Genomic DNA, 22,441 nt, shown 5'->3' with positions numbered 1-22,441 from the left:
GAGAATTTGAAATAGAGTAAGAGAAGTAGCAATTCTGAGTATAATTTACTTGGGATTGCTATTTTTACAATCAGTGGAGAAGCAAATTTTGAATTTAAAGATGGAGGAAAATCTAAGCGGCCTTCCTATTAGTGTTAAATCAAAAACTAAAAAAAACTAAATAGACAATATGGACGACTATAAACTCAACTGTTAAAAATACGTTTTTTTCAAATATATATAACATCCAATCATGTAAAAGCCTTCTAAAAAGCATTTTACTTTTTCAGTATTTGAAAGGAGATTTGTTATTGTGAAATATCGTAACCTTTTATTCTTTTCATTTTTATTATTCATACTTGCTTTATTCGGATGCACAGAAATATCGAAAGGTGAAAAAGAAACAACTTCTCCAATTGTACAATCAAATTCAGAAATATCTTCTTTAACCGATAAAGAATTCTTAGACGTAGGAGGATTTAATGATTTAAAAAATCCTACAAAAGAAAATTTTAAAAAAGTTGAAATAAAAATAAACATTTCTAATTTTGATACACTGAAAAACCCAAAAATCAATATAAGTGATAATTGGAGAAGTATTTTTGGAGACAATTATTGGTTTGGAAGTGGCTCAACAGAAGATGATAAATTTACTTATAATTATAAAATGATTCTCTATACAGAAAATCTTACTGATGAAGAAATTAAAAGAAAATTAAAAGCAACTAAATATGAAATTACTTGGAAAAATAATAATAATCAATCAGAGACTAAAACATACTCATTTGGAGAGAATATTAATTTTTCCAAATAGATTCATACTTTTTAGCATAATTTTTTTTGTTTGGGGCAATATATTAGAAACCATTTCGATATCTTTCATCAATAAGGAGTAACTCCAGTATGTATAAAAAAAACAAACTTTTATCTTTTCCTCTCATGTTTGTATTATCACTTGGTATGATGTGTACCACAGCTATTCCAGTCCCTGCTGCTACGGTAGATAAACCAATAGCAAATGAATCCTACATGTTCATTAATCCTAAAACGCAAAAAAGAATAGATGAGATTTTAGATCAATTAGAAAAGGATTTAACGAATCCAGATTCAAGTGTCCAAAGAAAATAACTGTAGCAAGCTCTGAAAGAAGACAAATAACTAAAAATAACCCATCTGAATTTGATGGGTTATTTTTATTGTTAAAAGACATAGGTATTGAATGCTTGTACACAGACTAAAACTCATTTTGCTTGAGTCTATCAGCATTGATCTCTTAATATGTGTTTATTTACTTTTACGTTTATTCGCTTATTCAACAGCTGATAAATGTCCAATTAGCATTAATAATCTTTTAACTATTTATTTCTTCGTCATTCAGCGTTAACACGATACGGCCGTTAATCTTGCCTTCTTCCATTTTTTCAAATACTTCATTGATGTCTTCTAGCTTTGCTGTTTCAATAATAGCACGTACTTTTCCACGTGCAGCAAAATCTAGTGCTTCTTGCATATCTTTTCTTGTACCAACGATTGAGCCTTTAACTGTGACACCATTTAAGACTGTATTGAAAATTGGAATTGGTAATTCTTCATTTGGTAAGCCAACAACAACTAAGCAACCACCGCGTTTTACGGATTCATAGGCTTGTTCAAATGCTTTTTTGGTAACAGCCACACTAATAGCAGCTTGTACACCGCCTAATTGTTCTTGAATCACTTCCACTGGATCTTCTTTTAAGCCATTAATCACTAGATCTGCACCTAGTTCTTTTGCAAGTTTAGATTTTTCATCACTGATATCAATTGCTACAACATTTAGTCCCATTGCTTTTGCATATTGCAATGCAACATGTCCAAGCCCACCAATGCCATAAATCGCCACCCACTCACCTGGTTTTGCACCAGATACTTTTAAAGCTTTATAGGTTGTTACGCCAGCACATAAGATAGGTGCGATTTCAACTGGATCCACATTATCTGGAATTCTCGCTACATAATCTGCTGGTGCCTTACAATACTCTGCGTATCCACCATCAACAGAGTAACCACCATTTAATTGATTTGGACATAGTGTTTCTTTACCAGTTAAGCAATACTCACATTCACCACATGCAGAAAATAGCCATGGAATCCCTACACGATCTCCGACTTTGATAGATTTAACACCATTAGCAACTTCAACAACAACCCCAACACCTTCATGACCTGGGATTAATGGTAATTTAGGTTTTACAGGCCAGTCCCCATGTGCTGCATGTAAATCTGTATGACAGACACCACATGCTTCAATCTTTACTAGAATTTCACCTTCCTCTAGCTGAGGTATTGAAACCTCTTTAATCTCCAACTCTTTTGAAAACTCATTCACTACTGCTGCTTTCATTAACATTCACTCCTTTCGCATTATCAGTTTTAAATATATGATGTTAAATACGAATACTATTCATCATTAATTGATGTTTCTATTATCAGTTATCTTATGTCTTGATAGTTATTATTAGTTGATAAAATTGAAACTAGTGCATTTGAACGAATATCATGGATTTAAACCTTCCATTTTATACTCACCAATCTTTTTTCATAAAAAAATAACCCCTCCCGACTTGTATCAGGAAGAGTTATTCTATAAAAAAGAATTCTCTCTCTATCAATTAAATACCCAAACTATACTTCGAATTTACGATGCATCCAAATTAGAAAAATTGAAGCTTATGATAAAGAAAATGTTACTACATTATATAGTATCTAATTACCATCTACTCATAAAACCTTTACGGGCTTGTGTTTTAATTTCTTCTTCACAAGTATCACACCAAAATTTTTTATCTCGATTTACTTTATATTCTCGATACTTCTTTGTACCTTCTAAAAGTTCAAATTTTTCTTTGCAGATTATACACGTTGTTGTGTATGAAATCATTGGTTTATCCTCCTTAATTTATCTTGTATATACAATAAATTTACAATAATTTTTTATATTTTTCAAAGTTATCGGAATTATTAAATTAATTTTATTTCAATAAATACTTTTCTAGCCGAAAAACACGAATGTTATCTAAATAGATAATCCACTAATTCTGATTATACTTTATACATACTACTTCCCAAAGGACATTGAATTAGCTTCCTTGAAATATCACCACGCGAAGAAAATAAGAATGAATTTTCAAGGAGTCGCATCTTTCTCTTCTTAGACAATAGTCTTATAGGTATAGCATATACAAATTTCGCAATTAATGTTCATGTCAAAACTTTGAAGTATGAAATTACTCATTTTCATAATTAATCTTCCTAACAATGAAAGTATTTCATAAAAAAAGAAGCATTCTTTATTATTAAGAATGTTTCTTTTTGGTGTTATTATTGAATTTTTAAGTGCTTTGCAAATTCAATCATTGACCTCTAGACATCGGTCCATTCATGTTGAAATTTTGGCTTTAGCAAATCTAAAATGCGAAATAACACTTACCTTATTTGGATATTCTATTAGGTGATTGGATCGATCATTCACATTATTTTTCTTCGTTTCTAATCTTCAATATTGTTTGATACATTGTTTTATCTTCCAACTCACGGAACATTTTGATATCAGGAACCTTATTACCTTCAATAATCCACATGTTTCCCCTTTTTGTTATTCCTATATCAAAACCTATAATATTAAGCTCTCCAAAGGTTTCATCCAACAACGTTGAAGCAAGAAAACAAATATTATTCAGTAGCGTGTCAAAGTTTTTTATATGATTTCGTCGTATCTTCGCATCAATTATTGCCTGATCTAACGTTAGTAATTTTTGGGCAGCGTTGGTTATAAAAAAATGTTCGCCCGCGACTTTTACGATTTTACCTGTAATGTTCCAAACTCCACTCACCTTTTGTGTAACAACTCGTAGATCTATCGGACTTTTATTGATTGTAGCTAGTGCAATCCTTCGTTGTACAATATAATCACTATTGTCTAAATAGGTCTTTTTTATATATTCAAATGCCTCAACCAAGCTTGTTTTTTTTATTTTCTTTATACCGGAGTGAATTTCATATGTGGAGTAACTTTTTCTCGTTATTTGAAGAACTCCTATTCCATTTTGACCGATGCATGGTTTTAGTATGATGGTTTTATAGTGATTTATATAATCGCGAAACGTTTCAGGCGTGAGTAAATCTGTATCAGGCAAATACTTTTTAAGTAAATTCTTTCTTTTCAGAACATGATACTGGCTCCATTTACTGTTTGAAAGGTGCAGGATCGAATCATAAATCCATATATCCCCATATCTATCACAAGCAATATCAAGAACAATCGTATAGCAATCTGGAAATGATTCTCCTAACTTTGTAGCAGCGCGAATGGCGATCTGACGTATTTTAAGAAAATAGATTTCACAAATGAAAGAATTGAAGGTGGTACGTGTCTTTTTTGTTTTCTTTGCTATAAACCATTCAGATAATGTCGTGTTTCTTTGCATTGTTATAAACTGTCGTAATAGTTTATTCGTAGGTGGTGACTTCTGAATAATGTAGTACTTTTGTGTTGTTTCATTTTTCAATGTCGCAAATAGCGCTTCTTTATCATCTACTGTTACTATTTTGTCAATGGTTTGAATATGGTATTGATTATTTCTATGAAATATATAAATTTCTTCCGAACCGTATACAGCTTTTATGACTATTGAATCGTATACATTTAACATGGCTGTTAAAGATTCTTTTGAAAATAGTTGCATTTCAACAAGATGTTTTCTTAATAGTTCATCAGTAAATAGTATTTTATATAGGTTAATCCTCCCTCTACTTGCTTTCATTTTCTATTTTCCTCCTGTTCTAAAGAAACCCTCGGTCATTTACAACCGAGAGTTTCATTACCGTTACAAAGCTTGACAGCCTAAAGCAACAATTGAACCTTGTGTAACTGGGACTGCACCATTTTGATCGAAGAAGCCTGTGATCACAAAGCTTTGAACAATATCATTCGCCGCTGTTGCAACTTGATCTCTAAATACTGCTTTAAAAGGAAATTCCCTTGAACCAATCAATCCTGTTCCTGTTACAGTTACTACACAGTTTTGTCCATCTCTTTTACAAGTAACAGACGTGATATCATTGGCTGTAAACATGAAGCTAAAAGTACCTGGCGACTCTGTATCTACAAATACTAGAGAAAGTGTAGAAGCTGCAAGTGTTGTAACACAAACATTCGCTAGGTAAGTCAAATTCCCTGTAATCGTACCACGCACTCCGTTGAATTTGACATTCTCGCCTTGCTTAGTCGCATTTACTTGTACACCACAAGGACACATTACACCCATATAATCCCCTCCTTTCATAGTAGATTATTATAATATATTAACTAATCAAGATTGAAGACAGTGTATTTGTCATGTAGTACGATAAAAGATTTCTATTAATTATTAGCAAATAAAAAAATCCCCCCTGAAAATAATCCTTTTCAGAGGGAATAGATGGTTTCTTTAATTTTGTTGCCAATTCATGTAATGGTTATACACTATATTAAGTAATATTGCAGAGAATACAGATAAGAAATTTAAGTCTTCTCTTATTCTTACTTAGAAAACTATTGTCCACATCTGATTTCTTTAGAATCATTACATATTCAACTAATTTTACAATTCCTCATCCTCTTTAAACAACTCATTCAGGACGATTTCAGGAGCTTGAAGAAAGCGTTTTGTCATAATATAGTGAATGGTATCTTCGTATCGTATAGTTTCGATTTCATTATTGTCAAAATTATAGATTGTAGCATTTGGATATCCAAGTAAGATGGGCGAATGTGTTGCAATTATGAATTGTGCAGTATGTTCTAGATCCTTAATAATTTTCATAAGACTTAATTGTCTTACTGGTGAAAGTGCTGCTTCTGGTTCATCTAACAAATAGATAGCCCTTCCACCGAACGAATTCTTAAATAATGAAAGAAATGATTCACCATGTGATTGATGATGCAGTGATTTCCCGCCATAAGGAGCGTACTTTTTACTTGAAATCTCCTCTAACGAGTCAATATAACTAGCATAATGATAGAATGTTTCAGCCCTTAAGAAAAAACCTTTTGACACTTTAGGACTCCATGATAATCGAATATACTCCCCCAAAGCAGATTCTGCTTGGTCAACTTCAAAACTACTGTTCCTTCCCCCTCCTGCTGAATTGAATTCACATTTATCAGCAATGGCTTCTAAAAGAGTGGATTTTCCAGTTCCATTTTCTCCTACAAAAAACGTTACATTAGATGGTAAATCAAGAGATTGGAAGTTTTCTAACCATGGAATATTAAAAGGATAGATTGAAGAATCTTGTCCCTGATTTTGTGAATATAATACTTTTTTTAGATACATAGTTTTCCCCTTATCGATTTTAGATGTGATATAGCTTCTTCAAAATGAATGATAGACACTCTTAGATTAAGAGTTGCTTCTCTTTTTGATAAAAGATATATTGATGTTCATCATGTTGTATACCTTTCTATTACCGCAAATCTCAAACACCTATATTTTACCATTATGTCAATCAAAATTCATATTTGTTCAAATATAATTTCATTTAAGTTAGTTCTTTTTAAGTTTTACTATGTATAAAGTAAATAACCCATCCGAGATTTCAACTCAAGGATGGATTATTTCCACTGATTATTGAATTTGTAAATTTCTATCTCTTCTTGAGTACATATCTTTTATAAGGCTCTATATCTCTATGCCCATAACAAAGAGTGAAGGTTTTCTACAATATAGTCTGGATAAATCTTTGTCTTTACTACGTCTTTCTTATTGGCTACCCCAGTTAATACAAGACACGTCCGAAAATTATTTGTTTTCCCCAACATAATATCAGTCTCAAGCCGATCTCCAATTATTAGACACCGATTATTTTCAGTTTTTAATCTTTCAATCATTTTACAACCATAAAAAGAAGAAGGTTTTCCAACGATAATATCAATACTTTGACCAGATGCTACTTCAATGGCTTTAGCTATTGCAAGTGTATCGGAAACATGCCCTTTAGGCACTGGATAACATGGATCTGGGTTGGTCACAACTAATTTTGCTCCATTACGAACTGCATTCATTGCTAAATTAAGCTTCTCATAAGTAAAAGAAAAATCCAATCCTACAACTACATGTGTTGCTTCCATAGGATTTTCTGTTACTTTTAATGAAAAACGGCTAAATTCATTTTTAATGGCTTTTTCACCAACTATATAAACTTGAGAGTTAGGAAACTGTTCAAAAAAATAGACAGCTGATATAAAAGATGCCGTGATTATTTCATCTAGATCAGCATTAACCCCTATTTTTTGAAGGCGCTGTAAACATTCTTCTCTAGTTTGTATAGATGTATTTGTAATAAAAAGAACCTTTTTATCATGACGTCTTAACCTGTCAATCGTTTCTTTCACACCTGGTAAAATCACATCACCAACATAGATGGTTCCGTCTAAATCAAAGCAGTATGCATCAAAATCATCGATATTTACCAAGCTAGCACTCCACCTTTATTCTGTTGCAGAAGTTTCTTGCCTTCTACTAGTTTGTCTAATGGTGTCCCAGTAGCATACTCTAGAATTAGCTGACAATCCGTTGAAAGTTCGTTTATCGACTCAAAAATTTCTTTCCATTGAATTGTTCCTTCTCCAATTGGCAAATGATCATCGCTAGTACCATCGTTATCATGGATATGGAGTGCAAAAATCCTATTTTTTAAATCTTTTAATACTTGAGGTATATCCCATTCATTTAAATGAGCGTGGCCGATATCAATTAAATACCCCGCGATTTCATCCATATTTTCAAGAAAACAAATAAATTCATTTTGAGTAAATATAGAGCTACCATTATACCCCACATTTTCTATGGCAAGTTTTACGTTTAAAGGTTTGGCAACTTCACATAATCGATTTATATAATCTGCTGCGCGTTGTTGTGCTAATTTTTTATCAAAAACAGGAGAAAAGCAGAAACCAGGATGAATCACAACATGACTAGCGCCTATCATGCTAGCGAATTGGATTGCTTTTTTATATTCTGAGTAGGATGCCTCTCTAATCGCCATATTTTCACTTGTTAGATTAATATCCCATGCTGGGGGATGAATCGTGTATTCAACAGACAAATCTTTTAGTTTTGATGAAAGTTGTGGAAATAACATTTCACTTTGATCCCACTTATCTCCATCCATTAGCAGTTCAATTTTATCAGCACCATGTTCTATTAAATTATTGACATTCTTTAAAATATCATTTGAAAGAAGAGCTAAGTCTGAATAACAGATTTTTCTTATCATTTATAATCATCCCATCTATATAATATTATTTTCTTTTACTATTTGTTTTAATGTGGTTAAATCCTTTGGATAACCAATTGAATTTGTTGTTTCTAGATCAAATAAATGTATGTGATCAATCATTGGTCTAATATAAACTTTTTCACCCGGATACCAATTTTTATCTTTATTTATAATAATCAGCTCTTCTCCTTCTAATTCAATATAAATACAGTAGCTATTTCCTTGATTTTCAACATATTTTACAGTACCTATTAATGACTGTTTTTGTGGAGTTTTAAATATTTCTAAATGCTCTGGTCTAATTCCTAATACAAATTTTTCTGCACCACTTTGATGTATGTGATGATTCCACATACGATTTAATCGAAATTTCTGCTGTCCTATAATTACATCGCAATCATGATAAACTATGTCGATTAAATTTGTTGATGGGGATCCGATGAACTTTGCTGTAAAGATGTTCGCCGGACGATTATACACATTTTCTGGTGTATCAAGCATTTGTAATTGACCTTGATTCATTAATGCTATACGGTCTCCCATTGTCATAGCTTCAATTTGATCATGGGTTACATAAACGATAGTTTGCTTATACATTTCATGTATCTTTACTAATTCTTTACGAGCAGATACTCTTAACTGTGCATCTAAGTTTGATAATGGTTCATCAAGTAGAAAAAAATCGCATTTTTTTACAACTGCTCTCGCTAAAGCAACACGCTGTCTTTGACCACCTGATAGATCTTTTGGTAGCCGATTCTCATAACCTTTTAGTTGAAGCATTTCTAATGCCGCATTTAACCTGATGTTAATTTCATCCTTCGGTACCTTTTGAACCTTTAATCCGTAGGTGATATTTTCCACAACTTTCATATGTGGATATAATGCATAGTTTTGAAACACCATTGCAATATCTCTTTTGCCACTCGGAATATCATTTACTCTTCTACCATTCATATATAAGTCACCTGATGTAATATCCTCTAGCCCCGCTATCATACGCAACGTAGTAGATTTACCACATCCAGATGGGCCTAGAAGAATTAAACGTTCTCCTTGTTTAATGGTAAGGTTTAAATTTTTTACTACTTCCGTTTTTCCATAGGACTTTCCCACATTTTCAAATCTAATATCTTTCATCATAATCCTCCATTACTTAATTCCTGAAGTAGTGAACGTACCGATAATATACTTTTGGAAAACGATATATAAAGCTAGAGGGACAATCATAGTTAGAACTGATACTGCCATCGCGACAGTAAAATTAGTTCCGCCCTCTGAACTTATGAACATTTGCAAAGCCAAAGGCAATGTATAATTTTCTGTACTTTTTAGAATTAACACTGGCCAAACATATTCGTTCCATGAATTTATAAAGAACCAGATACCCGTTGATGTGACAGCGGGTCTGACTAATGGAAGAACGATATCTTTCATAATTTGTCCATGTCCCATATTATCCAATCTAGCTACCTCAATTAATGAGAACGGAATTGTTTTCATAGATTGTCTAATGAGAAGAATACCTACAGCATCTGCAAGTTGAGGTAAAATAACTCCCCATAACTTATCACTTAACCCCAAATCTGATATAATCAAATAATTTGGAATCATTGTTACAGTAAATGGAATAAATATTGTACTTATTAATATAAAATACAGAACATTTTTCCCTTTAAATTGAAAGTAAACGAAAGCATACGCTGATAAAAAAGATGTAACTACCTTAAAGAACGTAACAACGAAGGCTATAATAAACGTATTTATCGTAATTTTTAACGCAGGTAAACTCTCAAAAAAAGTTTTATAGTTCTCAAATGTTGGATTTAAAGGAATTATGTTTAAAACGCTACTATACGCCTCGTCTAATGATTTAAATGAATTCCCTATTGCAAAGATCACTGGAAATACAAGTAAAAGTACTGTAAAGATAAAAATAACATGCCAAGGTATCGATACAGAGTGTTTAATTTTCATAATAAACACCCTTCTCAACAAACTTAAATTCAATTATCAACAACACTATGAATATGACCATAGTTAAAATTGATAATGCAGCAGAATGTCCGGTTCTATACAGTACAAAAACTTCGTGATATGTTTGATAAATAGCGTTAGAGCTAGCATAATTTGGGCCACCTTGTGTGATAACTTTAATTGGTGTAAATACGTACTGTAATCCTTGAACAATTGTAATAATAAGCACGTATATACCAGTGGCACTACTCATTGGTAAAACAATATTAATAAATATTCTCCATAATGGAACGTTATCTAATCTTGCTGCTTCTATTAACTCTTTTGAAATACCATTTATTGATGCATAAAGTACAATAAAGTTATAACCAAATACTTTCCAAGATGTGATTAAACTTAAAACTACTATGACCCATCCATCTGTTTTACTCCAAATCGGCATTTCTAAACCAAACCATCCTAAGATAATCGCAACGGGCCCTGATACTGGATTTAGTATCCAAGTAAATAATATCGATCCTACTACCAATGATATAAACGCTGGCAAAAATATTGCACTTTTATAAAATCCTTTATATCTTTTTAGCACTATATCAATTACATAAGAGAAGATATATGGAATGATACAATTTAATACCAGTAATATGGCAATATAAATAAATGTATTTCCAAAAACTTTATAAGTTTTTGGATCAGATAACACATCGATATAATTTTGAAAACCTACAAATTTTTTTGTTGGGCTGATCATGTTCCACTCAAAAAAGCTTAAATAAACGGTGTATATAAATGGCCAAAACATAAATAATGCAAATATAATTATTGACGGTAATAACAAGCAATAAGCTTTCCAGTTTTCTTTTATTACTTTTGGTTTTACGGCCGATAAAGTGCTCATATTTTTTTGTCCTCCACATTTGTAACAGGGTAATTATGAACCAGTATTTCTATGGATACTGGTTCATATGAACAATTACTTAAACGTTACTTTAACAAGTCATTAATAGTTTCCTGAGTAGAAGACAACCCTTTTTCTACAGAAATTTTGCCACCAAGAATTTCATCACGAACATCTAATAATGTCTGTTCTGCTTGTAAACCTGCATCTCCAGGGAACGATGTCCATGGGACAACTCCATCCATTTGCTCTACTGCTGCTTGCATCATTTTATTTTCTTCTAAATATGTTTTAAGCCCATTTTCTGCTCCTGCAACTTCCTTGCGCGGAGGTACATATCCTGTTCCTTTAGTCCACTTAGCCATTGATTCCACGCTATATAGATATTTCATAAATTCCCATGCAGATTTTTGTTGGCTTTCTTCCTTTGCTGTAATAGCAAGCATTGCCCCACCTGCTGGTAATCTAACTTTTTTTCCATTCCATGCTGGCGATTTTATAGTAGCTACATCAAACTTTGAATTATCTTGAATATTTGAACGCTGTGCAATTGTTGTATACGCCATTGCTACGTTACCATCGATAAAACTTTGCACACCTTGATCCCAAGACAAATGAACTGCTGATTTATCTTTTAGAATCATATCAGCCAATAATTGATAAGCTTCGATCCCTTCTTTTGAAGCAAATGTTGCCTTACCATCTGTTATCATTTGAGCTCCATTACTTTCAAGTAACGCTTGAGTTGCCCAGTTATCCGCTGGCTCTTGAAAATAAAAACCGTATTTACCCGTTTTTTCTTTAATTACTTTCGAAAACTCTTTTACTTCTTCCCATGTTTTTGGTCCATTTTTATCCAGTCCAGCTTTCTCTAATAAATCTCTATTAATATAAAGTACTGGGCTACTTAACGAATATGGAACACCCACTTGTTTACCATCCGAATTTTTTGCTAAATTCATAACATTTTCTAAAAAATGATCTTGTAAAAACGTTTTATCTTCTGGATAATTTTTATCTATTACGTCTTGAGGAGATACATAATTAAAATTATTTGAAAAATAATCTAAAAACGACCACCCTACCTGTACAACAGCTGGAGTTTTTCCTGCTGCTACTTCAGCTTGTAAGTTTTGCATTAAACCTTTATACATATCTGGGTTATATTTAGCTACAACTTCTGTAGTATCACTTTGTGCATTAAATTCTTTAACTAACTCATCCACTGCTTTTCCACCTTGAGTCTCTGCATTTACATGCCAGTACTCAATTACTGTTTTTTTACCATTTCCACTATTGGATTTAGTTGTTTCAGAACTTTGACATGCTGTTAAGATTAATACGAATACAAATAAGCTAACTAATTTTAAGAATGATTTCATTATGTTCCTCCTATTAAATTAGACTTACTTACCATTTCAGAAAACAGTTAAGTTTGACTACAAACATTGAGTACTAACTAAAAACTCATCTTATTTAAGACCTTAAAGCTACGTTTCCAATCACCTATTAATTGATAATATGTAATATAGTCACCTCCATTAGCACTACGCATAACAAAATAAAAAGACCTCAAATAAAATGTATTAAATACATTATTTGAGGTCTCTCTACTCGCGCCTTTTTGCTATTCACTTTACACTTTTACTATATATGTTTTTTATTAATTACAAATAAATTAAGTATAAATTATATGTAAATTTTTGGGTCAAACACCATTCATATCTATTTTCCACAATTCTGAGTTTGATGTAGTAATCGCAAGAGCGCCATTATCAAGTGCTTCCCTTGCATGTTGAGGTAAGTTTAATAATCCACCTGTGATAATAGGTACAGGTAATACTTTCGTCAATTTATTTATAAAGTCTGGGGCTCGACTCGGCATAACCTCAATTATATCTGAGCGAATTTGACTAACATCTTTCACTAAGTTCATATAAACATCGGTATCTATTAAAAAAATTCGCTGAATAACCAGAATTCCACTGGATTTTGCCCTTTTTATAACCCCACTCTTCGTTGTAACTATTGCAAATGGACGAACACTCTTATTTATAAAGTCAATTCCATCGTGATCCATCTCTAGTCCACCTATTTTATCAACATGCAAAATAACTGGTAGTCCTTCAGATTGAATATGGTCGACGTATCTTTTAACAGTTAATATAGAACCTGTCATTAACAATACTGCACTAAGGTTTTCTTTATACTTGATTGCTCGCTCTATATTCTTGATGTCCTTAATAGCAGCAACCATTTTATATTTTTCTAATCTTTCTAGTAAGACCTGTCCCCTATTATTTGTTTTCACGGATAATTCCCTCTCTTTCACACTTAAGGTTCGCAAGATGATAATTTCCTATAAAAACGAACAATCATCCTCCTAAAATTCATCAAGGACAATTTTATTATTAACAATCTTATTAAAGAATGGTTCTATTGTATATATATTACATTACAGCACATTTTCTACATACGGTAAACAAATTTAAATAAACTGATAATTAATAACTGCACTAACAAGCGCGCAGCATGCAAATATTATCAACCACAAGGCCCATTTGTTTGGTGTATCATAATAAATTTCACCATGTAAATAAAAGGTAATACATATTTCTTTAAGAAGGCAAAAAATCTCCTTATATATTTTTCGGTTTGTTATTGTTGAATAGGATTATTTTTGCTACAAAAGAACAAATGTTCTATAATGAAATTAAATACATATGGAGGTGTTTTTAGTGAGGCCTACTCTAACAAAAGAAATTAGTGTGCAAAGTTTTAAAGACTTTTATTGGTTAAAAGAAGAATTACAAACTTTTTGCAGAAAAAATGGAATAAGTGCTTCTGGTTCAAAAATAGAAATTACCGATCGAATTGAAACATTTCTTCGAACAGGAGAAATTAAAAAGCCAATTAGAAAATCAAAGGTAAATAAGAAGGCAGAACCTCAAACAGATTTAAGTCTTGATACAGTCATTATGGAAAACCATCGATGTAGTCAAGATGTAAGAGCCTTTTTCAAGACAGTTATTCCTAATTTTCATTTTTCTACATATATCCAAAATTACTTTAAAAACAACATTGGAAAAACGTATCGTGATGCTGTAAATGCTTGGTATACGGAAGAAGAGTTAAAGAAAGACCCTACATACAAGAAAAAGATTGCTCCCCAATTTGAATACAATCAATTCATTCGTGACTTTTTTGCTAATCCAAAAAACCAAGGAAAAAGTCGTCAAGAAGCAATTGAAGCGTGGAATAACATTAAGAAACTTCCTGGAAGTAATAAATACGAGCCTAATAATTAACTTTTTAGGTCCCCTTAACATTTCTACTTGAACGTAATTTGACTTTTGACAACCAGAAACTCGCTTTTGTTGCCAATTTCAGTTTATCTCGTTCATCAGGAGATATTGAATGTTTTCTATTAGAATAAATATATTAATAATCTGGTTTAAAATTAAATAACCTATCAATTTTTTATTAATTCCTTTTTATGTATTTACTTTCTTTACTTATTTCCCTATAATATGGTTATAAAAATTTTATATTGATAACAAGGGGTGTCCATTGAGTTGGGCTGAGAGAGAAACACGTTGACGTTTCTTAACCCTCGGGACCTGATCTGGTTCATACCAGCGTGGGGATGTTACATCACTGAGCAAAGAAGATAGATTATCTATGTTTATATCGCCAGGTCCATTTTTAATAATGGACCTGGTTTTTTTCTTTACTGATATTTGCTGTGAAACAGATCTGTCCCTATTATCAATTAGAAAAGAGGATAGACAAGATGAACAAAACAAATGAAGAAATGAATTTTGCAGTTATGTCCAATTTTTCTGGTAGTCGTAAAGTATATGTAGAAGGAACACGTCCTGATATTAAGGTACCCATGCGTGAAATTACTTTAACTCCAACTAATGATGCTAATGGCGTTACTGAAAATCCCCCAGTACGTATCTATGACACTAGTGGCCCTTATACAGATGAACATCGCACTATCAACATTCGAGAGGGTCTTCCTCCCCTTCGCAGAGATTGGATTTTAGAAAGAAATGATGTAGAGGAATATACAGGCAGAAGTATGAGACCTGAAGATAATGGTTACAAAAAAGAAAATAGTTCTAACTCTATAGAGCAATTCCCATACATCAATTCCCGCCCATTACGTGCTCAAAAAGGAAAAAATGTTACACAGCTTCACTATGCACGAAATGGATTCATCACACCTGAAATGGAGTTTATTGCGATACGAGAAAATGTAGAACCTGAATTTATTCGTAAAGAAGTTGCAGAAGGTAGAGCAATTATACCTGCTAATATTAATCATCCTGAAATTGAACCTATGATTATAGGACGGAATTTCCATGTAAAAATCAATGCAAATATTGGAAATTCAGCTGTGTCTTCTTCTATCAAAGATGAAGTTGAAAAGATGACATGGGCAACTCGCTGGGGTGCCGATACAATTATGGATCTTTCTACAGGTAAGAACATTCATGTGACTAGAGAATGGATTATTAGAAATTCACCAGTACCTGTTGGAACAGTCCCTATTTATCAAGCTTTAGAAAAAGTTGGTGGGATTGCAGAAGATTTAACCTGGGAAGTATATAAGGATACCTTGATTGAACAAGCAGAACAAGGTGTCGATTATTTTACGATTCACGCAGGTGTACTTTTAAGTTATATTCCATTAACAGTTAATAGAATGACTGGGATTGTATCTCGCGGGGGTTCAATCCTTGCACAATGGTGTTTAGCACATCATGAAGAAAACTTTTTATATACTCATTTTGAGGAAATTTGTGAAATTATGAAGTCCTATGATATTACCTTTTCGTTAGGAGATGGTTTGCGTCCAGGATCCATCGCAGATGCTAATGATGCTGCACAATTTTCTGAACTTGAAACTTTAGGAGAATTGACCAAGATTGCTTGGAAACATGATGTACAGGTCATGATTGAAGGTCCAGGACATATTCCGATGCATTTGATTAAAGAAAATGTAGATAAACAAATGGAGATCTGCCAAGATGCACCATTTTATACACTAGGACCGCTTACAACTGATATTGCACCTGGATATGACCACATCACTTCTGCAATTGGTGCTGCGATGATTGGATGGTTTGGTACAGCAATGTTATGCTATGTAACACCAAAAGAACATCTAGGATTACCAAATAAAGAGGATGTACGAACTGGTGTTATCACGTACAAAATTGCTGCACATGCTGCTGACTTAGCAAAAGGTCATAAAGGTGCCCAACAACGAGATGATGCCTTGTCAAAAGCTCGCTTTGAATTCCGGTGGAAAGACCAATTTAACTTATCGCTCGATCCTGAAAGAGCTTTAGAATACCATGATGAAACATTACCAGCTGAAGGTGCGAAAACTGCACATTTCTGTTCTATGTGTGGACCAAAATTCTGCAGTATGCGTATTTCACAAGATATTCGAAATTTAGCAAAAGACAAAAAACTTGTTATTGATGATATAATTGGAGAAGGTTTGAAAGATAAAGCTTCTGAATTTCGTCATCAAGGAAGTCAAATTTACAAATAAAATAACTACACTATTCAATAAATAATGGGTAGTTAATAAAGAAAAAAAGAGCAGTTGGATAAGAAAAATGATTTTTCTTTCCAGCTGCTTTATTGATTGTAATAGATGTAACAAAAAATCCACGTTACTCCGAAGGAAAAACTTTACGGTATCCCCCACAGGCTCATCCCCTTTAATCATAATTTTTTACTTCTTAATAATGTATTGATATAGATATAAGGTATCTAGAAAATAAGCATATGCATGACTTCAGTTACATAGTATGTCAAGGATTAATTTAGAATGGAGTGTGGTGCATGAGCGGAAAGAAGTACTTTTATTATTTATTTTTTATGTTTTCTTTGTATTTTGGTCTATTATTGAGTGGGGATTTTACAGCATCAGCTAATACTTTAGCGACTTCTGTAAGGATTGAAACGAATAAAACGTATACTGATAATTTGAATAAAGTAGAAAAAGTAAGATATTATCAATTTACAACTAACGAAGATGGCAAAGTAACCATAAATTTAAGCAATTTGTCAGGGACAAAATGGAAGTTTTCCTTATTAGATCAAACTGGAAATACAATGAGTTATGAGTTTACGAACTATGATTCTTCTGCAACAGGATTTAACAGTTTAATTATGGGTTTACCGAAAGGTACTTATTTTATTAAAGTAGAAAGTTATTCGAATACTTTGAACAAGGAATATAAACTAAATGTAACAACGTCTCCATCTCCCAATTATGAAACGGAAAATAATGATACTTTAGAAAAGGCTGATCCCATTGAAGTATCAACAACCTATACAGGATTAATCCATAGATCTTCTTACGATAAAGCTGATTATTATTCATTTTCTACTTCTGAAAATGGAGAAGTATATATAAATCTAAGCAATTTATCAGGTGCAAAATGGAAAGTCACTTTATTAAATTCAAATGGCGATAAAATTGATTATAGCTATACCGATAATTCTAGCAATGCCAATGGTTTTACAAAATTCGGATCCGGCTTACCTGCAGGATCATATTATGTGAAAATAGAAAATTATTCAAATAGTTACAACAAAGAATATAATTTTGAAGCTACTTTTAATGCAAATAATTACGTAGAAACTGAACCGAATAACACATTAGCAACAGCAAATTCAATTCAGCTGAACTATACGTATAAAGGCTGGTTTCTACAATATATGGATTCGAAAGATTACTATAAAATAGATATTACATCTAAGGCAACATACAAAGTAAATATTTCTAATATCACTGGTTCAAAAAGAAAACTTCAATTGTATGATTCAAATGGTAAAGAGATAAATTACATTTATTCGGATAGTAGTAATAATGCTACTGGTTACACATCATTCAATCAAAAATTATCTAAAGGAACTTATTATATTAATGTTACTCATAATTCTGGTGATCGGTCCAAGCCTTATAATGTGATTGTTACAAAATAGAACATATAGTATTCAGCTTTCTCGATTTTAAATATTTTTGTAAAGAACAGAATAAACGATGAAAAATCGGCAATAACAAAATACCCATCAGTGCTACTAAGTCACTAATGGGTATTTTTATGTTTGAAAAGAAGTTATCTGTATAGATTAAATCTTATACAATGGTCAATCTTAAATAGCATTTTAGATCTTATTTATTTTTACGTTCATTCGCATATTGTGCTGCTGCTGTGAAAACTACGTCTGATGAAGAGTTAAGTGCTGTTTCACAAGAGTCTTGAACGACCCCAATGATAAAGCCGATCGCAACGACTTGCATTGCAACTTCGTTTGGAATTCCGAATAAGCTACATGCTAGTGGAATTAATAGTAATGAGCCACCCGCAACACCTGAAGCACCTGCTGCAGAAACTGCTGATACAACCATTAAAATAATGGCTGTTGGAATATCAATATTAATATTTAACGTATGTGCTGCTGCTAATGTCAATACGGAAATCGTAACAGCTGCACCCCCCATATTAATCGTAGAGCCTAATGGAATTGATACAGCATATGTATCTTTATCTAAACCTAATTTTTCACAAAGCTTAATATTCACTGGGATATTCGCGGCAGAGCTACGAGTGAAGAATGCTGTAATCCCACTTTCTTTTAATGCTGTTAACACAAGTGGATATGGATTTCTGCGTGCTGCAATAAAGACGATTAATGGATTTACCACTAAAGCGATAAATACCATACATCCTACTAATATAATAAGTAGTTGTCCATATTTTAGTAATGATGATAAGCCGTTCGTTACGATGGTATCATACACGATACCGATAATACCAATCGGTGCTAGATTAATAACCCATTGTACAACCTTTGAGATAGCATCTGAAAAGTTTAATAGCACACCTTTAGTTGAATCGCTTGCTTGCTTAAGTGCTACCCCTAATACAAGTGCCCAAGCTAAGATACCTATATAGTTAGCATGCATTAATGCATCTACTGGATTTGAAACGATATTTTCAAGAAGTTTTTGAATTACTTCCCAAACACTACCAGGAGGTTTTAGTTCACTTGTACTTTCCTTTAATGTTAATTGAACTGGGAAGATTGTTGTCGCAATGACTGCTACACATCCTGATAAAAATGTACCAATACCATAAAGTACAATTATCGTTTTCATATTCGTTTTTTTGCCACTTTCATGACCTGCAATTGCATTCATAACGAGTAAAAAAACAAGTATAGGCGCAACTGCCTTTAACGCACCAACAAATAATGTACCCAGCATTGGAATCCATGCTGCTTTTGGGAATACGAGTGCCACGATGACGCCGATGATAATACCGATAATAATACGATTAACTAGACTAATAGCATTCCACTTTTTCATAATATTCTTCATAATGTTTCCCCTTCTGTGCCCCTGATGCAAAAAACGCGCTGATTTCCACCCAAGAAAACACTTTGTATTTCTATAAAGTACATTTTATCATGAAATTTTAGAATTGCGACAATAATTTTTAAAATAACACTGTTTATTTATGTCTTATTTTACTAATTTCAGAACGAAGCTATAAGGTTAGTGAGTTAATGTTCTAGCTTATAGATACAATTTCTATCAAGTTATTAGTAAATAAGAACATTAAATGAATGTTAGACCTGAAATTTAACTTCCATGGAAAAACAACAACATTTTCCTCAACTAAAGTTAGTAAAAGCATAATATTTAGATGGATAACACATCTATTAAAATGGTAACTGTTAAAATGAATAGACTTCTTCTATTCCCCTTCTACACTAATAATCGAAGTGTTCTCCCTTGACTATACGGTAACAATATAGTTTAGAGTGAATATAGATACTAAAAAAGAAGGGTTTTGAAATTATGTTCACGGAAATTCGTGACATTACATCCGCCAATAAAAATGAAATACTAGCATTGCAAATTGCTGATTCACAGGAAGGGTTTATCGAATCACCTGCTGAGTGCTTAGAAGAAGCTGAAGAAGTAGAAAACTTTGTACCAGTGGGCTTGTATCTGGACAATATGCCAATTGGCTTTGCAATGTATGGTAAATTTCCCGACCAACTAGAAGGTAGCCGAATATGGCTAGATCGTTATCTGATCGATTATCACCACCAAGGAAAGGGATATGGGCATGTTTTTCTTAAAGAGCTAATGCAGTTTCTCATAAAAAAATATAACTGTAATAAAATTTATCTAAGTGTATACGAAAATAATCAAGGCGCCATTCATCTCTATAAATCTCACGGCTTTCGTTTTAATGGGGAGCTTGATGAGAATGGAGAGAAAGTCATGGTTTGGGAGAAAGACAAGAACTTAAATTACTAACAATCCCCTCTTATACTAAAACTATTAAAAGCATAAATAAAAAAGACCGCCGATGTCAGTACGCCGAACGGTCAATAGATAGTTGGTATAGTTGGTTCCCTCAAGGGGATTGGCTAATAGGTACAGATAACCCATTCGAGCTGCACTCAAGGATGGGTTATTTTTTTATAATGATTCTCTATTTTTCTCTTTTTAAATGAAAATTGAACTACACTATATATCCATAAGAAAAATAGGATATATATAGGCAATATTAATTGTTGAGTTAAATTTCCAATTGGAGCTACTTCCATCTTCGCTAACAAAATTCCTACGGTATAAAATAACATACAAGCCAATCCATTAAATAATATAAAACGTTTAAAATTATTTTCACGCTTTTGAATTATAGTGAAAGTAGCACCTATAAGTATAAGCGTGATGATGACATATTCTATAAATGTAGTTGCAATATCTAATTGATTGAGTTGAATAAATTGAGCTTCTGTTATTTCACTACCATATACTAAGAACGATTTTCTAAATCCATCTTTATTTCCTTCAATTACGAGAAACATTATATTCGCTAAAATAAACATCGAAACATAAACTCTCACTATTATTTTATATTTCATTCGTTCCACCTCTCCTTCTTAAAGTTAACTATTCTATAAATCTGATTACTTCTTTTCTTTTATTTTATACTTTTATTCTAAAATTATTTCCAAAGCCCTTGTTAGGCACTATATTTGAGATAGAACGCTTTGTGCTACCGCTTAACATTAATTTTTGGGTGATTTGATACTAAATAGGCACTTTCAATAGGCATTTTATGCTTTTTAATTGATCAAGTGCCAGGGACATATCTATAATGACCTCTATGATTCCCTCTTCACGTATACTATAACTATCAAAAGCATAAAATAAAAAGACCGCCGATGTTGTCGAATCGAACGGTCAATTAGATAGTTGGTTCCCTCAAGGGGATTGGCTGTAATGGAATATATAACCTATCTGAGCCTTTAACTCAAAAATGGGTTATTTTTTATGGCTTTTAAATGACTGTTTTTAAAACAAGCCTAAAAGATCATCGAATTTCTCTATTACGTGATCATATTCAATTACATTCCCAAAACCGTACTTTGCGCGTAAACAAAAGGGATACCCGCATACCTAGACGCCTTCAGATCGCCCTCTGTGTCACCAACATAAACAGGTTTTGAAAGGTTGTTTCTTTCAATGATTAATTTGATATTCTCTCCTTTTGTAAGTCCTGTTCTATCGGGGTTTTCATAATCTAAAAAGTAACTTTCAAGTTTATGATACCGAAAAAACCCCTCAATATAACCCTGTTGACAATTACTAACGATAAAAAGTTTATATTTCTTTGAAAGGTTATATAGTACATCTTCCACATTTTCAAAAAGAATTCCACCGTGTTCCTCTATATATTTACCTTCAATCTCAAAGCACTGTTTAATTATTTGTGTTCGAGTGTTTAAATCTAATTTTGGAAATAACTTTCTACTTATGTCGTCCATTTGAAGTCCCATAGTACCTTCGAAGTCTCTTCTTGTTAACTTCTTTTCTACCTGCTTATTTTCTTCAATTATGCTATTCCATGCCAGTAGCACAGCATCTATAGAATCCCAAATAGTTCCATCTAAATCGAAAATTATGCTTTCCATATGTATGCCCTCCTCATCATTTATAATATTTACGTACGAAACATTTTTTTGCAGCGAAAAAATACAGAATTCCTCTAGCTAGTTCAGATTAAACTTTTTGAACAATAGCAGAATGAAGTGCAACAAATGCAGTCTGACTAGCGTTATTTTTAATATTTTGTAATACAGCTATGCACCATAAGAGGTTATATGCTGTTTTAGATTCAGTATGATTTATTGGAACATATCTATCTGTTTAATGTAACTAATGTC

21 protein-coding genes and 1 riboswitch are annotated in these 22,441 nt (G+C 32.5%); of the genes, 6 read left to right on the top strand and 15 right to left on the bottom strand.

Annotated elements, in window-relative coordinates; genetic code table 11:
- Positions 1 to 292: 292 nt before the first annotated feature.
- The gene (locus ACIQ4I_RS00200) at positions 293 to 793 is read left to right on the top strand and encodes a hypothetical protein (RefSeq protein ID WP_403091720.1); all 501 of its coding nucleotides are present in this window, start codon (positions 293 to 295) and stop codon (positions 791 to 793) included.
- Positions 794 to 882: 89 nt separating this feature from the next.
- Positions 883 to 1,107, top strand: coding sequence for a hypothetical protein (locus ACIQ4I_RS00195; protein WP_403091719.1), 225 nt, complete (start codon positions 883 to 885; stop codon positions 1,105 to 1,107).
- A 223-nt stretch (positions 1,108 to 1,330) separates the two neighbouring features.
- Here ACIQ4I_RS00195 and adhP read toward each other — a convergent pair whose 3' ends face one another.
- The 12 genes from adhP to ACIQ4I_RS00135 form a co-directional block, all read right to left on the bottom strand.
- The gene (gene adhP / locus ACIQ4I_RS00190) at positions 1,331 to 2,362 is read right to left on the bottom strand and encodes an alcohol dehydrogenase AdhP (protein WP_403091717.1); all 1,032 of its coding nucleotides are present in this window, start codon (positions 2,360 to 2,362) and stop codon (positions 1,331 to 1,333) included.
- 366 nt (positions 2,363 to 2,728) lie between these two features.
- Positions 2,729 to 2,899 carry a DUF2197 domain-containing protein gene (locus tag ACIQ4I_RS00185; protein ID WP_403091715.1) on the bottom strand — a complete coding sequence of 57 codons (171 nt, stop codon included), beginning with the start codon at positions 2,897 to 2,899 and terminating at the stop codon, positions 2,729 to 2,731.
- A 592-nt stretch (positions 2,900 to 3,491) separates the two neighbouring features.
- Positions 3,492 to 4,781 (bottom strand): YheC/YheD family protein, encoded by a 1,290-nt coding sequence (locus ACIQ4I_RS00180; protein ID WP_403091713.1) that lies wholly within the window; start codon positions 4,779 to 4,781, stop codon positions 3,492 to 3,494.
- A 63-nt stretch (positions 4,782 to 4,844) separates the two neighbouring features.
- Entirely contained in the window at positions 4,845 to 5,285 is a 441-nt protein-coding gene (locus ACIQ4I_RS00175; RefSeq protein ID WP_403091711.1) for a hypothetical protein, read from the bottom strand.
- 315 nt (positions 5,286 to 5,600) lie between these two features.
- A complete protein-coding gene (locus ACIQ4I_RS00170; RefSeq protein ID WP_403091709.1) occupies positions 5,601 to 6,335 on the bottom strand; it encodes an AAA family ATPase in 735 nt (244 codons plus the stop codon).
- A 353-nt stretch (positions 6,336 to 6,688) separates the two neighbouring features.
- Positions 6,689 to 7,474 carry an HAD-IIA family hydrolase gene (locus tag ACIQ4I_RS00165; protein ID WP_403091707.1) on the bottom strand — a complete coding sequence of 262 codons (786 nt, stop codon included), beginning with the start codon at positions 7,472 to 7,474 and terminating at the stop codon, positions 6,689 to 6,691.
- Positions 7,468 to 8,277 (bottom strand): sugar phosphate isomerase/epimerase family protein, encoded by an 810-nt coding sequence (locus ACIQ4I_RS00160; RefSeq protein WP_403091706.1) that lies wholly within the window; start codon positions 8,275 to 8,277, stop codon positions 7,468 to 7,470. The genes ACIQ4I_RS00165 and ACIQ4I_RS00160 overlap by 7 nt, the downstream gene beginning before the upstream one ends.
- 15 nt (positions 8,278 to 8,292) lie before the next feature.
- Positions 8,293 to 9,420, bottom strand: a complete 1,128-nt coding sequence (locus ACIQ4I_RS00155; protein WP_403091704.1) for an ABC transporter ATP-binding protein — start codon at positions 9,418 to 9,420, stop codon at positions 8,293 to 8,295.
- A 12-nt stretch (positions 9,421 to 9,432) separates the two neighbouring features.
- Positions 9,433 to 10,257 carry a carbohydrate ABC transporter permease gene (locus tag ACIQ4I_RS00150; RefSeq protein WP_403091702.1) on the bottom strand — a complete coding sequence of 275 codons (825 nt, stop codon included), beginning with the start codon at positions 10,255 to 10,257 and terminating at the stop codon, positions 9,433 to 9,435.
- Positions 10,247 to 11,155: a carbohydrate ABC transporter permease gene (locus tag ACIQ4I_RS00145; protein WP_403091700.1), complete on the bottom strand. Its 909-nt coding sequence runs from the start codon at positions 11,153 to 11,155 to the stop codon at positions 10,247 to 10,249. The genes ACIQ4I_RS00150 and ACIQ4I_RS00145 overlap by 11 nt, the downstream gene beginning before the upstream one ends.
- An 86-nt stretch (positions 11,156 to 11,241) precedes the next feature.
- Positions 11,242 to 12,537 carry an ABC transporter substrate-binding protein gene (locus ACIQ4I_RS00140; RefSeq protein ID WP_403091698.1) on the bottom strand — a complete coding sequence of 432 codons (1,296 nt, stop codon included), beginning with the start codon at positions 12,535 to 12,537 and terminating at the stop codon, positions 11,242 to 11,244.
- A 326-nt stretch (positions 12,538 to 12,863) separates the two neighbouring features.
- A complete protein-coding gene (locus ACIQ4I_RS00135) occupies positions 12,864 to 13,502 on the bottom strand; it encodes a glycerol-3-phosphate responsive antiterminator (protein ID WP_403091696.1) in 639 nt (212 codons plus the stop codon).
- 391 nt (positions 13,503 to 13,893) lie between these two features.
- Between ACIQ4I_RS00135 and ACIQ4I_RS00130 the strand changes: the two genes are divergently transcribed.
- From ACIQ4I_RS00130 to ACIQ4I_RS00120, 3 genes are all read left to right on the top strand, one after another.
- Complete coding sequence (locus ACIQ4I_RS00130) at positions 13,894 to 14,463, top strand: DUF6434 domain-containing protein (RefSeq protein ID WP_403091694.1); 570 nt, start codon at positions 13,894 to 13,896, stop codon at positions 14,461 to 14,463.
- 241 nt (positions 14,464 to 14,704) lie between these two features.
- Positions 14,705 to 14,819, top strand: a riboswitch (TPP riboswitch).
- A 129-nt stretch (positions 14,820 to 14,948) separates the two neighbouring features.
- Positions 14,949 to 16,727: a phosphomethylpyrimidine synthase ThiC gene (gene thiC, locus ACIQ4I_RS00125; protein ID WP_403091692.1), complete on the top strand. Its 1,779-nt coding sequence runs from the start codon at positions 14,949 to 14,951 to the stop codon at positions 16,725 to 16,727.
- A 296-nt stretch (positions 16,728 to 17,023) separates the two neighbouring features.
- Positions 17,024 to 18,172 (top strand): PPC domain-containing protein, encoded by a 1,149-nt coding sequence (locus tag ACIQ4I_RS00120; RefSeq protein WP_403091690.1) that lies wholly within the window; start codon positions 17,024 to 17,026, stop codon positions 18,170 to 18,172.
- 190 nt (positions 18,173 to 18,362) lie between these two features.
- Here ACIQ4I_RS00120 and sstT read toward each other — a convergent pair whose 3' ends face one another.
- The gene (sstT, locus tag ACIQ4I_RS00115) at positions 18,363 to 19,571 is read right to left on the bottom strand and encodes a serine/threonine transporter SstT (RefSeq protein WP_403091688.1); all 1,209 of its coding nucleotides are present in this window, start codon (positions 19,569 to 19,571) and stop codon (positions 18,363 to 18,365) included.
- Positions 19,572 to 20,054: 483 nt separating this feature from the next.
- Here sstT and ACIQ4I_RS00110 point away from each other — a divergent pair, with 483 nt between their 5' ends.
- Positions 20,055 to 20,522: a GNAT family N-acetyltransferase gene (locus ACIQ4I_RS00110; RefSeq protein WP_403091686.1), complete on the top strand. Its 468-nt coding sequence runs from the start codon at positions 20,055 to 20,057 to the stop codon at positions 20,520 to 20,522.
- Positions 20,523 to 20,668: 146 nt separating this feature from the next.
- On the opposite strand, the gene ACIQ4I_RS00105 is transcribed toward ACIQ4I_RS00110, so the two are convergent.
- Positions 20,669 to 21,136 carry a hypothetical protein gene (locus tag ACIQ4I_RS00105; RefSeq protein ID WP_403091684.1) on the bottom strand — a complete coding sequence of 156 codons (468 nt, stop codon included), beginning with the start codon at positions 21,134 to 21,136 and terminating at the stop codon, positions 20,669 to 20,671.
- Between the two features lie 486 nt (positions 21,137 to 21,622).
- A complete protein-coding gene (locus tag ACIQ4I_RS00100) occupies positions 21,623 to 22,189 on the bottom strand; it encodes an HAD family hydrolase (protein ID WP_403091683.1) in 567 nt (188 codons plus the stop codon).
- Between the last annotated feature and the right edge of the window lie 252 nt (positions 22,190 to 22,441).

The sequence above is a fragment of the Rummeliibacillus sp. NPDC094406 genome (genome assembly GCF_044763875.1).
In the GTDB taxonomy this organism is placed as follows: Bacteria; Bacillota; Bacilli; order Bacillales_A; family Planococcaceae; genus Rummeliibacillus.
Note: the sequence above shows the minus strand (reverse complement) of the source record. Positions and strands in the feature narration are given on the sequence as shown.

Excerpts from the sequence above, each read along its gene's own strand:
- ACIQ4I_RS00105 (WP_403091684.1), bottom strand. The coding sequence starts at position 21,136 with ATGAAATATAAAATAATAGTGAGAGTTTATGTTTCGATGTTTATTTTA.
- ACIQ4I_RS00150 (WP_403091702.1), bottom strand. The coding sequence starts at position 10,257 with ATGAAAATTAAACACTCTGTATCGATACCTTGGCATGTTATTTTTATC.
- ACIQ4I_RS00110 (WP_403091686.1), top strand. The coding sequence starts at position 20,055 with ATGTTCACGGAAATTCGTGACATTACATCCGCCAATAAAAATGAAATA.
- adhP (WP_403091717.1), bottom strand. The coding sequence starts at position 2,362 with ATGAAAGCAGCAGTAGTGAATGAGTTTTCAAAAGAGTTGGAGATTAAA.
- ACIQ4I_RS00180 (WP_403091713.1), bottom strand. The coding sequence starts at position 4,781 with ATGAAAGCAAGTAGAGGGAGGATTAACCTATATAAAATACTATTTACT.
- ACIQ4I_RS00100 (WP_403091683.1), bottom strand. The coding sequence starts at position 22,189 with ATGGAAAGCATAATTTTCGATTTAGATGGAACTATTTGGGATTCTATA.
- ACIQ4I_RS00170 (WP_403091709.1), bottom strand. The coding sequence starts at position 6,335 with ATGTATCTAAAAAAAGTATTATATTCACAAAATCAGGGACAAGATTCT.
- ACIQ4I_RS00120 (WP_403091690.1), top strand. The coding sequence starts at position 17,024 with ATGAGCGGAAAGAAGTACTTTTATTATTTATTTTTTATGTTTTCTTTG.
- ACIQ4I_RS00195 (WP_403091719.1), top strand. The coding sequence starts at position 883 with ATGTATAAAAAAAACAAACTTTTATCTTTTCCTCTCATGTTTGTATTA.
- thiC (WP_403091692.1), top strand. The coding sequence starts at position 14,949 with ATGAACAAAACAAATGAAGAAATGAATTTTGCAGTTATGTCCAATTTT.
- ACIQ4I_RS00175 (WP_403091711.1), bottom strand. The coding sequence starts at position 5,285 with ATGGGTGTAATGTGTCCTTGTGGTGTACAAGTAAATGCGACTAAGCAA.
- ACIQ4I_RS00155 (WP_403091704.1), bottom strand. The coding sequence starts at position 9,420 with ATGAAAGATATTAGATTTGAAAATGTGGGAAAGTCCTATGGAAAAACG.
- ACIQ4I_RS00140 (WP_403091698.1), bottom strand. The coding sequence starts at position 12,537 with ATGAAATCATTCTTAAAATTAGTTAGCTTATTTGTATTCGTATTAATC.
- sstT (WP_403091688.1), bottom strand. The coding sequence starts at position 19,571 with ATGAAGAATATTATGAAAAAGTGGAATGCTATTAGTCTAGTTAATCGT.
- ACIQ4I_RS00160 (WP_403091706.1), bottom strand. The coding sequence starts at position 8,277 with ATGATAAGAAAAATCTGTTATTCAGACTTAGCTCTTCTTTCAAATGAT.
- ACIQ4I_RS00185 (WP_403091715.1), bottom strand. The coding sequence starts at position 2,899 with ATGATTTCATACACAACAACGTGTATAATCTGCAAAGAAAAATTTGAA.
- ACIQ4I_RS00145 (WP_403091700.1), bottom strand. The coding sequence starts at position 11,155 with ATGAGCACTTTATCGGCCGTAAAACCAAAAGTAATAAAAGAAAACTGG.